Genomic DNA, 13,187 nt, shown 5'->3' with positions numbered 1-13,187 from the left:
CTCGAGCCAATCGCGCCGAGTACATAGCTTGCTGCGGTCCAGCAGACCCCCCTTTACGAAGAAACAGCCTCGCAATTTTACATAATCTATGTTGTCGGACTGATAGGTCGATGTCGTACCGCCGATTGCCAAGCGCTTGGAAGAGCATCGCTCCACGCCCTGCCGCGTAGATGCCAGTGCTCCTGCCGCGCTCTTCGTCGTTTCAGCGGATCGCCACCACCTTGACCCCGGCTGCGTCCGCAACCTTCTTCCAGCTGCCGTCGCTCGTCCAGGCGGGCAGTCCGTCGCGCTGAGCAAGCGCGAGGCAGAATCGGTCACCTAGGCTGAGTCCCGCTTCGGCGGTTACGCCCCGCAACCGCCCGGCGAGCGTCGCGAGCGCGCCATCCGCCGCAACTACGCTCAGAGGAAGAGGGTGAAGCATCGCGTCGACGTCATGGGCAGGCATGCCAGCAAAGATGAAGTGACTCACCACTTCGGCATAGTTGACGCTGCTGACCCGCGCGCCCGCGATCACTCCGGCGACCTTGGTCGCGCCTTTCTCGCCCTTGAGCATCGCGATAAGCGCCGAGGCATCAAGGACGACGCTCACTCGCCGCTGTCCTCTCGGCGCCGGGCGAGGAAGGCGTCGACCGACGCGTCCGGATTGCCCCCGGTGAACTGTTTGGCGAGTGCCTGCGCGCGCGCGACTGCCTGAGCTGCGGTTCGCAGCACCACGCCGTCGGGTGTCTCGTCGAGATAGACTGCGCCGCCTTCAGCCAGCCCTAGCCGTTTGCGCATGTCAGCAGGAAGGCTCATGCGCCCATTAGGGGTGATGTTAACTTGAACGGTCATTTGGGCGTGCTCTTCTACGTTCGGTTCGACATATCACGATAGTATCGGCTGCCATGGTAATCAACATTTTGCGGGCTGTGCCACATTCCCGGTAACGTGCCACACCGCCAATGCAATGTCAGGTTCGGTAATTAGCGATAAGCCCGATTCCTGCTAGAAACGTGATGGCGCGGAACGAGGGCTGCTGTCGCAGTTCCTGAATGGGTGGACTGCGGCCTTGATTGCCGCTTCGCCTGGGCATTCTGCTCCCGAAACGCTGGACTCATGCCCTGAAAAGATAGACTCTGTCCGCAGTCCAAGCGGCAGGGTTGTGAACCGATGCGCGAGGCGGGAACGGACGATGCGAGTGACGCAGCCTGGAGCGAGGCCCATCGCCGTGAACTCGTGATCCGGCCTCTTGCCGCCAAGGTCACGATCAATGCCCAGACCGCAGCGAACGCTGCAGCCAACTTGGGTCTCGGACGCTCCCGCCTGTTTGAACTGATCCGGGCGTACCGCGCTTCACCGGAGCTCGCCTCGCTTCTCCCGGGCAAGCGCGGTCGGGTACGGGGCGAGCGCCGGTTGCTGAGCGAACAGGAAGACCTGATCGGCCGAGCGCTTCGCGAGGTTTATCTCACCGCGGAGAAGCCGAGCGTAGCCAGCTTGCGACGTTGGCTGCGTCACGAGTGCCTGAAGGCCGGCGTCCCAATCCCGAGCGTCAAGGCGCTGCGCGCTCGCATCGCGGCGCTCCCGCCGAAGGACATCATCGCCGCGCGCGAGGGCGCCAAGGTGGCGGCCGACCGGTTTCGGCCGGTGCGCGGCCGCCTTGAGGCAGGCTACGCACTCGAACTCGTGCAGTCCGACCACACGCTCGTCGACGTAATCGCAGTCGACGACGTGTATCGTCGGCCGATCGGCCGGCCGTGGATCACGCTCATGATCGACATTGCGAGCAGGACGGTGCCGGGCTTCTACCTCACGATGCTGCACCCGTCGGCGGTGTCGGTCGGGATGGCCATGCGCCACGCCGTGCTGCCGAAGGACCCCTGGCTCGCCGAACGCGGCATGTCTGCGCCCTGGGGCAATCAGGGCTTGATGGACCGTCTTCACCTCGACAATGCGCGGGAGCATCATTCGAAGGCATTGAAGCGCGGCTGCCGTGCCTACTCGATCGCGCTCGAGTACCGGCCTCGCAAGCGTCCCCATTATGGTGCGCACATCGAGCGGCTGATCGGGACGATGATGGGCGCCGTCCACCTGCTGCCCGGCACCACTTTTTCCAACGTCGCCGAGCGCGGCGACTACCAGGCCGAAGGCAAGGCGTGCATGACGCTGGCGGAGATCGAGGCCTGGCTCGCGGCGGAGATCATCGGGCCGTACCACGCCGATATTCACCGCGGGCTCGGCATCCCGCCTGCGACAGCTTGGGACGAAGCGGTCGAGCGACGGACGGAACTCATGCGGCTGCCCGCTGATCCGGCCACGTTCCTGTTCGACTTTCTGCCCTGCGAGGTGCGAGCGGTCACGCGCGAAGGGATCGAGCTGTTCAACACCCACTACTGGGATGATGCCCTGTCCTGTCATTATACTCGACTCGGCGGCAAGCTGCCCGTCCGGTGGGACCCGCGCGACCTGTCGCGGATCTGGCTCGAGCTGCCGGATGGTGATCATCTTGAGGTGCCGTACCGCGACCTTCGCCGGCCAGCGATCACCCGATGGGAGCAGCTGGAGGCGCAGCGTACCCTGCGCGAGCGGGGTCGCGGGGCCGTCAACGAGCAGCTCATCTTTGATGCCGTTGAGACGCAGCGCTTCATCGTCGCCGAGGCTGCCCGCAAGACCAAGGCGGCCCGGCTGGCCATGCAGCGCACCGCGACGGCGCTCGCGGACGCTCAACGCGTCCGCGCGGCCAAGCACTCTGATCTGCCCAAGCGTGCCGAGCCGGCGCCTGTGTCTGGCCAACTACCGCCACCCGCGCCTTCAGCGGGCGACCTCCCGTTCCTGGTCGACGAGAAGAGAGGATGACCAGATTCGCGCATCTGGCGGAAGGCTACCGCGACCAGGCGCTCTGGCCTGACGATGAGCGTATCGCATGGATACGCAAGGATCGCTGGGTCGGTTTTCCGAAGGCGGAGAAGGTCCGGTTGATGCTGGGCGAGCTGCTGGCGCACCCGCCTCGCACCCGCATGCCCTGCCTTCTCGTTTTCGGGCAAACAGGGATGGGCAAATCGCATATCGTCGAGCGGTTTGCGGACGAGAACCCGCGCACCTTCGATGACAGAACGGGGCTGGCGACCATTCCGGTCGTCGCCGTGCAGCTGCCGCCGGAGCCGACCGAGGGCGAGTTCTACGACGAAGTCCTAGCCGCGCTGGGTGCTGGCTTCGCCGGTGGCTCCGACATCGGACGCGCCCGGCAGCTTACGCGCCGATTGATGGGTCAGGTCGGCGCGCGCATGCTGCTGCTTGACGAGATCAACCACATGCTGGCCTGCACACCGCGACAGCAACGCATCTTCCTGAACACTATCCGCTACTTCGCCAACGATCTGCGCATTCCATTGGTCTGCACGGGCAACCACGAGGCGAGGGCGGCGCTCTTGACGGACGCCGCGCTTGCCGATCGCTTCGATGCGATCGAGCTCGTGCGTTGGCGAGACGACGAAGCCTTTCGGCTGCTCTTGGTGACGCTGGCCGCCATCCTGCCGCTCCGAAACCCGTCGCCGCTCGCCGAAGACTTGTTCAGGGCCAGGCTGCTGGAGCTGACCGATGGAAATACCGGCCGTATCTTCCGGCTTGTCGAGAACCTCGCCGTTCGGGCGATCCGGCGGAGCGCGGAGACGATCGGACCCGAAGACCTGGACGCCGATGACCTTGTGCTGCCGAGCGTCACCATGAAGGAGATCGCGAAACGCCAAGGGCGGCCAGTGTCGGGCGCGGCGGGCACTGCATGAGCGATGGTCGTCGACGCATCCCCGCTGCCGGTCGCCCCGCGTGCGCATCCCGACGAACTGATCTCGTCCTGGCTGGGCAGAACTGCGGCGGTCTACGACATGGACGTGGACCGGTTGCGTGCCAGCCTGCTGCGGAACGGCGACGTCGCTCCTAACGGTGTGGACGTTGGACTTGATCCCGACGAGCGGGATCGGATCGCCGAGGCGTTCGGACTGGCCCCGGGATGCGTCGCTGCGCTTGACCTCGGGCAGGCTTGGCCGAACCTTGCCGTGGACTGGCTACGCTGCATCAACCGGGCGAGAGACGCCCCGGGTCCTTTGCTTCTTTGCTGGTGTCCTACCTGTCTTGAAGAAGGTCGCAGAGCGGGGGGCGCTTACCTTGATCGTGAGGCAGCTCTTCCGCTGGTCCTCTGTCATCGTCACTTGCGATGGCGATACGAAAGCTGCCGCAACTGCGTGCCCACTCGCCAGCCGACCTTTGTGCACATCAACGGCGCGACCGAACTGATCTGCCCCGACTGTCGCAAGCTCCTTCAGACCGTTGTCCATCGTGTTCCCGCCAGCGAGTGGCCGAGTGACGATCGGCGCGGCGCCCGACAGTTCGAGATGCTGCTGGCATTTGAGAAATGCTTGCGAGCCGCCTGGCTCGGCCATTCGTCGCACTGGTTCGGGGTAGGCGAGGTCCAACCGTCCGAGTTCCTGGCGCTGCTCGACGATCTGACAAAGGCGCTGCTCGCGCGCAATCTGGACCAAACCAGCCTGATCAACCGCTTCCAATGCGAGTTCATCGGCGCTGTTCCGCACCACCGGCCTCGCAGTTGGGCGGACGCTTCCTTCCCCAAGCTTTCACCGAGAATGAGGGCCAAGGTACTGTGCGCGGTGATCGCAATTATCTCACGCGAGGAGATTAGCGTGCTGTTCTCCCTTTGGTACTGGACCAGGTCGTCGGGTTCCGAGGTCAAGGCCCAGAAGCTTGAGTGGTTGTTCGAGAACGCCACGACACGCGTGCAGGCCATGCTGATTCGAGGCAGCGAGCGGTGGCCGGCGGCCCTGCGGGAACGCATGCGCGTTCTGCATGGAGCGTCGGGTATCGACGTCGATAATGTGCTTGCACGCTTCGAGGCTATCCGGGCGGAGCTCGGCTTCACCAGCCTGGTCAGGCGCCCCGGGGATCCAGGTTGGCGCGGCAGTCTGGCGGACCTTCCTGCCTGAGGGCTCACGGCTGAAGCGGGACGGCGATCCCGTTCAGCGACGGTTTGCCGCGGATGGCTTCGCCGCTATGACATCGGCTCGGCAAACAGGGGGGAAGCGGACAGCATGAACACCAAGGATCTCGCCAAGCAGGTCGCCGACCACCTCGGCACGACGGAGAAGCAGACGCGCGACCTGCTCGACGCGGTGCTGAACGCGATCAGCCAGGCCGCCGCGGCGGGTGACGAGATCAACCTGCCGGGCTTCGGCAAGTTCAAGGTGAAGAGCATGAGCGAGCGCAGCGGCCGCAACCCTGCGACCGGCGAGCCGATCACAATCGCCGCGTCGAAGAAGCTCACGTTCGCGCCGGCCAAAGCCCTCAAGGATCGGCTCTGAGCGTTAGTGGCCGCGCGTAACCGAAGGCCGGCTCCGAAACCGGCCAATTTGAAGGAGGCGCTCGAGCGCGTGCCTTGGGCGTCGCGCGGGCGGGAGACGCCGATCTCCCGCCTCGCACGATCGATCGTACCCGTCGGCAACAAGGCGGGCGTGCCGAAGGGCGACCTCGCGCTCCATATCGCGATCCAGGATCCCGCCCATGAGGACTGGGTCATGGACATTCAGGGTACCGCCTTTCAGGTTGGGCGCGGCAAGCTCTACACCTGCTGGCACGTCGTGGAAGCGCTCCGCTTGAAGGAGCATGAAGCGTACCTCTGGGCGAACAGCCGGCTGAACGGCGTAGAGGCGCAACGGCCGTACCCGTTCGCGGCCGTCATGCGCTACTATGACCAACGGTTCGAGAACGGCGGACCGGGGATCGACGCCGGCATCCTGATCTGTCCTGCGACCGAGAGCGAGGAGGCGCCCTACGACGTGCCGCCGGTGGCCTGGGGAGACTCGACCAAGGTTGGAATCGGCGACCGGGTGCTGATCGGCGGCTTCCCGCTCGGCAAGGCGATGTTTTTCTCCAACGCGACCAACCGCGGGCTGGTCCAGCCGTCCTTTTTCGAAGGGATCATCAGCGCGGTGATCCCGGCCATACAGCGCGGTGAGACGCGACTGTTCCAGATCAGCTCGGTGGCGCTCGGCGGCATCAGCGGCGGCGTGGTGTGTGACGCGAAGACGGGTGCTGTGCTCGGCATGGTGACGAGCGGGCTCACCGTGGGCGAGATCAGCCTGCCGATCACCTACGCAATTCCCAGCGAGGTGCTCCGGCCCTTTGCCGATGCAATCAGCTTCGACGTCGGCGACGGGGAACGATGGCGCTAGTCGGACCGGTGCCATGGACGCCGCTTGCGCGGCGGGAATGGGAGGCGCATATCACTGTCATGGCGACCCGGTCCGATACGATCACCACTAAGAGCAGCAAGCCGGGCGTGCTCGGGCGCAGCGCAGCGACGGGCCGTTACGTTCTGGCGCCTGTGGCGACCAAGAAGGCGACCGTCTCCGACCAGCGTATCGCCGCGGCAGTGAAGAGCGTTCTGGCCAAGAAGAAGTAGCTTGCCGGCTGTCCAGACGTCGACGGACGACGTCTTCATTAATTGCCCGTTCGACGATGCCTTCGCGCCGACGTTCCGGGCACTGATCTTTGCGATCCTCGTCTGCGGCTTTCGCCCGCGCTCGGCGCGCGAGCTGGATGACGGTGGCCAAACCCGGATCGACAAGATCTTCGCGCTGATCGAGCAGTGCCGCTACGGCATCCATGACCTGTCACGCACCGAGCTGGACGCGGTCAACAACCTGCCGCGCTTCAACATGCCGTTGGAACTCGGGCTGTTCCTTGGCGCCAAGCGCTACGGCGGCAAACATCAGAAGGCCAAGCGTGTCCTGATCCTCGACGTGGAGCAGTTCCGCTACCAGCGTTTCATCTCAGATCTGGCCGGTATGGACATCCATGAGCATGGCGGCGACCCGGGTCGTGCGCTCCGCGAGGCGCGTGATTGGCTCGCCAACGTGTCACGCCGCGAGCTGCCCAGCGCCGACCGCGTGCAGCGCGTCTATGAGGCGTTTCTAGCCGACTTGCCCGATCTGGCGGCCGTGCTAGAGTTCGATCCGGATCGGATCCCGTATGTCGACTTCGAGCGGATCGTCGGCCGCTGGCTGATCGAAGCGCCGGCCGCGATCGGGGCGGCGTAAGACACATCAAAAGCCGTTACGCTCCCGGTCCGATAAGATAGATTATGTTAAGCATCTGAGCGATATTTTCCGCGGGCTCCCGTCACTGCAGCGCCTCCGTCCAATCACTTCAGCCTGGAGCCACCGTCAGCATGCTCCTGTCGGGAAGGCTCTCAAGAAGGTCCGCTTCGGCTCGGTTCGGACCGCTTACGACGCTATTCACGCCTGCAACGCCGGTCCGAGCTTCCCGCATGCCTGCCCTGCCGCGCTGGTTCACGCAGCCCGCTCCTGCAAGCCGCAGGAGGTGCAGGCCGGGAGGTCGGCCATGAGCTCCAAACATTGATTGCGCTCTGATCGAGGAAGGACCGACGGAACAGAACGGAGCGACGAGATTAGAATCCCTCACCGTGCCTGAACGAGGCACGGCAGGACGAGGACGAACCTGATGAACGAGAACAACCTGAAGAAGCTGGTCGCGCAAGGATTGTCCGCGATGCGGGCCGGCAGCGACGTCGCCGCCAAGGCGACCGACGAGATCAACAACGACGCGCGCCACCCGGCGCTGCGATCCGCGCTCGAAGAGGGCAACCGGACTTCCCGCCAATGGGCGGACCGCATCCGTCGCGCCGCCGAGCAGGCGGGCCCGGCCGATCAGCAGGACAACCCTGTGCTCGAAGCGCATTACGAGGTGAGCCGCAGGATCCGCGAAGCGGCACCGGACGATGCCTCACGCGACCTCGGCATCATCGCCAGCGGGCAGCTCGCGCTTCATTACTGGATCGCTTCGTTCGGGACCATGGCCAATTACTGCCGGCAGACCGGCATGGACGATGCGGCGCGCGACATGAAGGCGTGCGCGGACGAGGCCAAGCAGGCCGACGAAAAGCACAGCCAGCTCGCCGAGCAGTTGCTGTCTGAAAGCTGAACCGGTGCCGGCCCGCCTTGCTACCGACGACTGGCCAACCGGCATGATCTTACAACAGGAGATAATTGGTGCTTGAGCAACGAAAGCTGGGCGACGGGCTGCGCGTATCTGCGCTGGGCCTCGGTTGCATGGGCATGTCCGAATTCTATGGGCAGGCCGACGAAGCCGAGGCGGTCGCGACCATTCAGCGCGCGATCGATCTCGGCGTGACGTTTCTGGACACCGCCGACATGTACGGGGTAGGCCGTAACGAGGAGTTGGTCGGGCGTGCGATCCGCGATCGCCGCGACGCGGTGGTTCTCGCCACCAAGTTCGGCAACGTTCGCGGCGAGGACGGCACCTTCAAGGGCGTGTGCGGGCGCCCGGATTACGTCCGCTCCGCCTGCGAGGCGAGCCTGCGACGGCTCGGCGTCGAGACGATCGACCTCTACTATCAGCACCGCGTCGACCCCGACACGCCGATCGAGGACACGGTGGGCGCGATGGCCGGGCTGGTCCGCGAGGGCAAGGTGCGCCACCTCGGCCTCTCCGAAGCGGCGCCCGCCACGGTCAGGCGCGCGCACGCCGTGCATCCGATCGCGGCGCTGCAGACCGAATATTCGCTGTGGAGCCGCGATCCCGAGGGCGAGATCCTCGACACGGTGCGCGAGCTCGGCATCGGCTTCGTGCCGTACAGCCCGCTCGGCCGCGGTTTCCTGACCGGCGCGATCCGGCGGGTGGAGGATCTCGCGCCTGACGACTATCGCCGGCACAGCCCCCGCTTCCAGGGCGAGAACTTCCAGCGCAATCTCGATCTCGTCGCGGCGGTCGAGGCGATGTCGCGGGAGAAGGGCTGCACCCCTTCCCAGCTGGCGCTCGCCTGGGTGCTGGCGCAGGGCGAAGACATCGTGCCGATCCCGGGCACCAAGCGCCGCGGCTACCTGGAGGAGAATGTCGGCGCGCTCGACGTGACGCTCACCCGAGGCGAACTGGAGCGGCTCGACCGCGCGGCGCCGAAGGGGGCAACGGCGGGCGAGCGCTACGCCGCGCCGCAGATGCAGGCGCTGAACCGATGAGCGGGAGCGACGGACACGGCCTTGCCGGCCGCGTCGCGATCGTGACGGGCGGCGGTCGCGGGCTGGGCCGCGCGATGACGCTCGGGCTGGCGCAGGCCGGCGTGCGGGTCGTCGCCACCGCCGCGCGCGAACTCGCCGAGGTCGAAGCGGTCGCACGGGAGGCAGAGCGGGCATGCGGCGACGATCGGGTGCGGCCGCTGCTCGCCGACGTGACGCGGGTGGAGGATTGTGCCGCAGTCGTGCGCGCGGCGCTCGTGCGCTTCGGCCGGCTCGACATCCTGGTCAACAATGCCGGGCGCGGCATGAAGTATGTGAGCGACACCTTCCTGACAGAACCGACCCGGTTTTGGGAGGTCGCCCCCGACACTTGGCGCATGGTGACCGACACCAACGTCAACGGCCCGTTCCTGATGGCGCGCGCCGCCGTCCCCGCCATGCTGGAGGCGGGATGGGGCCGAATCGTCAACATCTCGATGAACCGCGAGACGATGCGACGGCGCGGCTTCTCGCCCTACGGCCCGTCCAAGGCGGCGCTGGAATCGGAGACCGCGATCTGGGCGCAGGACCTTGCGGACAGCGGCATCACGGTGAACGCGCTCCTGCCGGGGGGCGCGACGCTGACCGGCATGATTCCCGAAGGACTGCCGGATAGTGCACGCGACGGACTGCTGTCGCCCGAGATCGTGGTGCCGCCCTTGCTCTGGCTCTGCTCTGACGCTGCCGCGGCGGTGACGGGTAAGCGCCTGGATGCCCGGCGGTGGATGGGAGAGCAGCCCGGAAGTCAGCGCACAACTGACACGCTGGAGGATGTAGGCTGTTAGGGCAGACCACAGGACATATCCGCTCGGCCAGCCGTGGTCTCTTCGTCCTTTTGTGCGATATCCCTAGCGACAGGTCTTCTGCTAACCGAGACGGTAAAGGACCTGAAATTGGCCGCACGAAGCCGGGATCAAGAGATCCCGGCCCACTCAGCCTACCAAACAGCGGTCGGCCGCACGCTTCGTCCGCCAGCTTTGCAGCAGCTCGATCTGTCTCTCGTGCACCTCGTCGATAACTGGTGGCTCGGCCTGACAGGTTGCACCGGCCGCCACGACCTGAGATTCCGTTTTGTATCCCTTATCGCTGTTCATGTGATCTAGGAGTGCGCGCAGCATCTGCCGCCCTCTTACCACGCGGCTCTTGATTGTGCCGACGGGAACCTGCTCGATTGTGGCTGTCTCCTCATAGCTCAATCCCTCGATCCCGATGAAATTGATGCACCGCTGCTGCTCAGGCGTCAGGCGCGGCCATAGACGGCGAACATCGCTCAGCGTCACAACGGATTCCTGGTTCGACGCCACCGGAATGTCGGCGAGTTCGGCGGTCTCGCTAACTTGTACCGTGCCTCGACGGCGTACCTGCGAAAGAAATGAGTTGCGAAGGATCCGGAAGGTCCACGCCTTCATATTTGTACCGGCTTCGAAGGATGCGCGGCTGCGCCAGGCTTTCAGCACGGTTTCCTGAACAAGGTCCTGTGCAGTATCGGGATTCCTGGCCAGCGATCGCGCATAGCGCGCCAGACTAGGCATAAGCGCGCTGAGCTCGGCACCGAAGTCCGACCAGCCCTCAGATGGCAGATGCGGCTCGTCAACCGTTTGTTCGGACACGCGGAACCCCTCGCTCAATCGAACCGGTCAGCTGCTTTGGTACCAACCGGTTTACTTTCGGAAAACGCCAAGCCGATTGGTTCGTTCCGCTCGTCGGAGATGAAATATCAGTAGCGAAACAATCGCGCGCGACTGGGTACATGAAAGGCTGACAACAAGAGGTCAGCGCCGCTGCCTGTTCGCGTACCAAGCGCAGCCGGCAAGGAGTATCGCAGAAGCCATCAGGATTGCTCCAACAACATCATGGTCGTGCTGGAGGATCGCGCCGGCGACCAGCAGGCCGGCGGACAGGACGTTGGGATCTGCGCCCCGGGGCAATGCCGGTGGTGAGGAGACGGCACCTTTCTGCAACTCGATCGGCAGCGCACCCGACCGCGCAACCCGCTCGGCGAAGGCCACCAGCTCGGGCGAGGCGGCGGCCAGACGGCCAAGGCTTGTCGCCAGCCGGCGTCCGCCACGCTTGAGGCCGGCCGGGCCGATCCGCTCCCGCAGCAGTTCGCGCGCGATCGGTGCGGCGCGCGCGGTGATGTCAAAGCCGGGATCGAGCCGTCGCACGAACCCTTCGGCGATCAGCAAGGTGCGCAGCAGCAGGGCGAGGTCCGGCGGCAGCGCCAGACGATAGGTTCGAAGCAGCGCGAACACGCGGCCGAAGATGTCGGCGAGCTCGATCTGCTGGAGTACCGCCCCGCGGAACTGGCCGATCAGCGCGTCGAGGTCGCGGGTCAGCGCCTGGCGATCGACATCGGTCTCGCCCGACCATTGCAGCAGTACGTCCGTCACCGATCGTGTGTCCTCACCCGCGATGGCAAGGACGAGCGTGACAACCTCGTTCCGCCGGGCGGGACTGAGCACGCCGACCGCCCCGAAGTCGATGAACGCCAACGACCCGTCGGCCAGAACAAAGACGTTGCCGGGATGGGGGTCCGCGTGGAACCGACCGTTGAAGATGATCATCCGCAGCACCGCATCGGCATATCTGCCGGCGACGTCAGCACCGCCCTCACCCGCCACGTCAAGAACCTCGCGGACGGGCATGCCGTCAAGCCGCTCCTGCACGTTGATCCGGCGGCCGACCTGATCCCAGTAGAAGGCCGGCGTCCGGACGCCGAGCGGCTGCAGGAACGCGCCGATGCTCTCGCAGGCTGCCGCTTCTGCGCTGAGGTCCATTTCCTGCGACAAGCTCTCCGCGAAAAACCGCAGCAGTTCGTCGGGCTTGAGGCGGCGGATCTCCGGTGAGTGCCGGGCCGCGAGCCGCGCGATGCGGCGGAGCAGCCGTAGGTCGGCATCGACGCGTTCCGCGATCCCCGGCCGGCGTACCTTGACCACGACCTCGGTCCCGTCGCGCAAGGTTGCAGCATGAACCTGCGCAATCGACGCCGCCGCGATCGGCTCGCGGTTGAAGTTCGCGAACACATCAGCGATCGGGGAGCCGAGCGCGGCCAGGATCGTCGGCTCCAGCGCCTCGAACGGCAGCGGGGTCACGCGATCCTGCAGCGTCGACAGCGCCCGCACCCATTCCGGCCCGAGCAGGTCTTCGCGGGTGGCGAGCACCTGCCCCAGCTTGACCGCGACAGGTCCAAGGTCTCGCAGCAGCGCGACGACCCGCTCGGGCGTACCGAGGTCTACCGGCTGCTCTGAGCGACCGGGCAGCAGGCCCAGGCGCGAGGCGAGCCCGTTCAGCCCATGGCGCCCCATGATCTGGATGAGCTCGGCCAGCCGCGCGCGCTCACCGATTTGAGACTCGTCGTCGGTGGTGGGCATCACGCGCTGCAACCATCCTCCTGCCGCGGGCGGCAGCCATCGAGGAACAGGTCGATGCCGCGCGAAATGCGATCCCGCGCTGCCTCGTCGTATGCTGGAGGAGACAGCCCCAGCGCTGCGCGGCGCATGGGTGCGACCACGACGAGCGTGACGAACTGCTCGGCAGCGAACACGGGGTCCGCCAGCGACAGTTCTCCCTTCGCATCGGCGTGGGCGAGGATCGACGCCACCCATTGGACGGCCCGCTGGTAACCGAAGTCATGGATGTTCGCCGCTAGCGCGGGAAAGCGCACGGCTTGCGCGATGACGACGCGTTCCATGGACGCGATCCGGGGCGTCAGGAGCCACTCGAGCAACCGATCTGCGATCACGCCAAGTCGCGATCCAATGTCGGGTTCGTCGCTGCCCGACGGTTCGAGCGCCCGCAGCTGCGTGTCGATCTCGTCGAGAATGACCGCCTCGAACACACGCGCCTTGCTGCCAAAGCGCGCGTACAGGGTCCGCTTGGAAATGCGCGCCTGTTCGGCGATCATGTCGGCACTGGCGCCGTCGAACCCGTGTTCGAAAAACAGCTCGCGAGCGCTCTTGAGGATGTGCGAGGTCAGGCGGAGCGCATCCTCAGTGGTCGGTCTGCCCATTTTCCTCGGACGCCGACGTTTCTTTTCGTCATCGCTCAATCTCGTTCTCCTGGATCGAGAGTAGCGCGATCCGGACCGGTTGGCGAGAAATCAAACGGAGA

The 13,187-nt window shown here is 65.6% G+C and carries 15 protein-coding genes; 10 read left to right on the top strand and 5 right to left on the bottom strand.

Annotation, left to right across the window (positions count from 1 at the left end):
* Positions 1–202: 202 nt before the first annotated feature.
* Together ACU5AX_RS17285 and ACU5AX_RS17280 are read right to left on the bottom strand one after the other, a co-directional pair.
* A complete protein-coding gene (locus tag ACU5AX_RS17285) occupies positions 203–589 on the bottom strand; it encodes a type II toxin-antitoxin system VapC family toxin (protein ID WP_018251260.1) in 387 nt (128 codons plus the stop codon).
* Positions 586–831 carry an AbrB/MazE/SpoVT family DNA-binding domain-containing protein gene (locus tag ACU5AX_RS17280; RefSeq protein WP_026189142.1) on the bottom strand — a complete coding sequence of 82 codons (246 nt, stop codon included), beginning with the start codon at positions 829–831 and terminating at the stop codon, positions 586–588. Before ACU5AX_RS17280 ends, ACU5AX_RS17285 begins: the two co-directional genes overlap by 4 nt.
* Positions 832–1,149: 318 nt before the next feature.
* Here ACU5AX_RS17280 and ACU5AX_RS17275 point away from each other — a divergent pair, with 318 nt between their 5' ends.
* The 10 genes from ACU5AX_RS17275 (at position 1,150) to ACU5AX_RS17230 (ending at position 9,862) form a co-directional block, all read left to right on the top strand.
* Positions 1,150–2,832, top strand: coding sequence for a TnsB C-terminal domain-containing protein (locus tag ACU5AX_RS17275; RefSeq protein ID WP_018251262.1), 1,683 nt, complete (start codon positions 1,150–1,152; stop codon positions 2,830–2,832).
* The gene (locus ACU5AX_RS17270) at positions 2,829–3,758 is read left to right on the top strand and encodes a TniB family NTP-binding protein (protein ID WP_018251263.1); all 930 of its coding nucleotides are present in this window, start codon (positions 2,829–2,831) and stop codon (positions 3,756–3,758) included. Before ACU5AX_RS17275 ends, ACU5AX_RS17270 begins: the two co-directional genes overlap by 4 nt.
* A gap of 3 nt (positions 3,759–3,761) precedes the next feature.
* Positions 3,762–4,970, top strand: a complete 1,209-nt coding sequence (locus tag ACU5AX_RS17265; RefSeq protein WP_026189143.1) for a TniQ family protein — start codon at positions 3,762–3,764, stop codon at positions 4,968–4,970.
* Positions 4,971–5,075: 105 nt separating this feature from the next.
* The gene (locus ACU5AX_RS17260) at positions 5,076–5,345 is read left to right on the top strand and encodes an HU family DNA-binding protein (protein ID WP_018251265.1); all 270 of its coding nucleotides are present in this window, start codon (positions 5,076–5,078) and stop codon (positions 5,343–5,345) included.
* A gap of 48 nt (positions 5,346–5,393) precedes the next feature.
* On the top strand, positions 5,394–6,215 hold the full coding sequence (locus ACU5AX_RS17255) for a trypsin-like peptidase domain-containing protein (RefSeq protein WP_018251266.1): 822 nt from the start codon (positions 5,394–5,396) through the stop codon (positions 6,213–6,215).
* A gap of 59 nt (positions 6,216–6,274) precedes the next feature.
* Complete coding sequence (locus ACU5AX_RS17250; RefSeq protein ID WP_156021424.1) at positions 6,275–6,445, top strand: hypothetical protein; 171 nt, start codon at positions 6,275–6,277, stop codon at positions 6,443–6,445.
* Position 6,446: 1 nt separating this feature from the next.
* Positions 6,447–7,082, top strand: a complete 636-nt coding sequence (locus ACU5AX_RS17245) for a hypothetical protein (protein ID WP_018251268.1) — start codon at positions 6,447–6,449, stop codon at positions 7,080–7,082.
* A 472-nt stretch (positions 7,083–7,554) separates the two neighbouring features.
* Positions 7,555–7,986, top strand: a complete 432-nt coding sequence (locus ACU5AX_RS17240) for a DUF892 family protein (protein ID WP_446691938.1) — start codon at positions 7,555–7,557, stop codon at positions 7,984–7,986.
* 68 nt (positions 7,987–8,054) lie between these two features.
* The gene (locus ACU5AX_RS17235; RefSeq protein ID WP_030541330.1) at positions 8,055–9,041 is read left to right on the top strand and encodes an aldo/keto reductase; all 987 of its coding nucleotides are present in this window, start codon (positions 8,055–8,057) and stop codon (positions 9,039–9,041) included.
* The gene (locus ACU5AX_RS17230; RefSeq protein WP_018251271.1) at positions 9,038–9,862 is read left to right on the top strand and encodes an SDR family NAD(P)-dependent oxidoreductase; all 825 of its coding nucleotides are present in this window, start codon (positions 9,038–9,040) and stop codon (positions 9,860–9,862) included. Before ACU5AX_RS17235 ends, ACU5AX_RS17230 begins: the two co-directional genes overlap by 4 nt.
* A 147-nt stretch (positions 9,863–10,009) precedes the next feature.
* Here the strand turns inward: ACU5AX_RS17230 and ACU5AX_RS17225 are convergent, their stop codons facing one another.
* The 3 genes from ACU5AX_RS17225 to ACU5AX_RS17215 form a co-directional block, all read right to left on the bottom strand.
* Complete coding sequence (locus ACU5AX_RS17225; protein WP_237751636.1) at positions 10,010–10,687, bottom strand: sigma-70 family RNA polymerase sigma factor; 678 nt, start codon at positions 10,685–10,687, stop codon at positions 10,010–10,012.
* Between the two features lie 162 nt (positions 10,688–10,849).
* Positions 10,850–12,448, bottom strand: a complete 1,599-nt coding sequence (locus ACU5AX_RS17220) for an ABC1 kinase family protein (RefSeq protein ID WP_018251273.1) — start codon at positions 12,446–12,448, stop codon at positions 10,850–10,852.
* The gene (locus tag ACU5AX_RS17215) at positions 12,448–13,125 is read right to left on the bottom strand and encodes a TetR/AcrR family transcriptional regulator (protein WP_145147061.1); all 678 of its coding nucleotides are present in this window, start codon (positions 13,123–13,125) and stop codon (positions 12,448–12,450) included. The genes ACU5AX_RS17220 and ACU5AX_RS17215 overlap by 1 nt, the downstream gene beginning before the upstream one ends.
* Positions 13,126–13,187 lie beyond the last annotated feature (62 nt).

Source organism: Sphingomonas benefaciens (genome assembly GCF_052907485.1).
Note: the sequence above shows the minus strand (reverse complement) of the source record. Positions and strands in the feature narration are given on the sequence as shown.

What these genes read in the sequence shown, in the direction of transcription:
- ACU5AX_RS17280 (WP_026189142.1), bottom strand. Translation starts at nt 831, where the DNA reads ATGACCGTTCAAGTTAACATCACCCCTAATGGGCGCATGAGCCTTCCT.
- ACU5AX_RS17275 (WP_018251262.1), top strand. Translation starts at nt 1,150, where the DNA reads ATGCGCGAGGCGGGAACGGACGATGCGAGTGACGCAGCCTGGAGCGAG.
- ACU5AX_RS17270 (WP_018251263.1), top strand. Translation starts at nt 2,829, where the DNA reads ATGACCAGATTCGCGCATCTGGCGGAAGGCTACCGCGACCAGGCGCTC.
- ACU5AX_RS17265 (WP_026189143.1), top strand. Translation starts at nt 3,762, where the DNA reads ATGGTCGTCGACGCATCCCCGCTGCCGGTCGCCCCGCGTGCGCATCCC.
- ACU5AX_RS17260 (WP_018251265.1), top strand. Translation starts at nt 5,076, where the DNA reads ATGAACACCAAGGATCTCGCCAAGCAGGTCGCCGACCACCTCGGCACG.
- ACU5AX_RS17250 (WP_156021424.1), top strand. Translation starts at nt 6,275, where the DNA reads ATGGCGACCCGGTCCGATACGATCACCACTAAGAGCAGCAAGCCGGGC.
- ACU5AX_RS17240 (WP_446691938.1), top strand. Translation starts at nt 7,555, where the DNA reads ATGCGGGCCGGCAGCGACGTCGCCGCCAAGGCGACCGACGAGATCAAC.
- ACU5AX_RS17230 (WP_018251271.1), top strand. Translation starts at nt 9,038, where the DNA reads ATGAGCGGGAGCGACGGACACGGCCTTGCCGGCCGCGTCGCGATCGTG.
- ACU5AX_RS17220 (WP_018251273.1), bottom strand. Translation starts at nt 12,448, where the DNA reads ATGCCCACCACCGACGACGAGTCTCAAATCGGTGAGCGCGCGCGGCTG.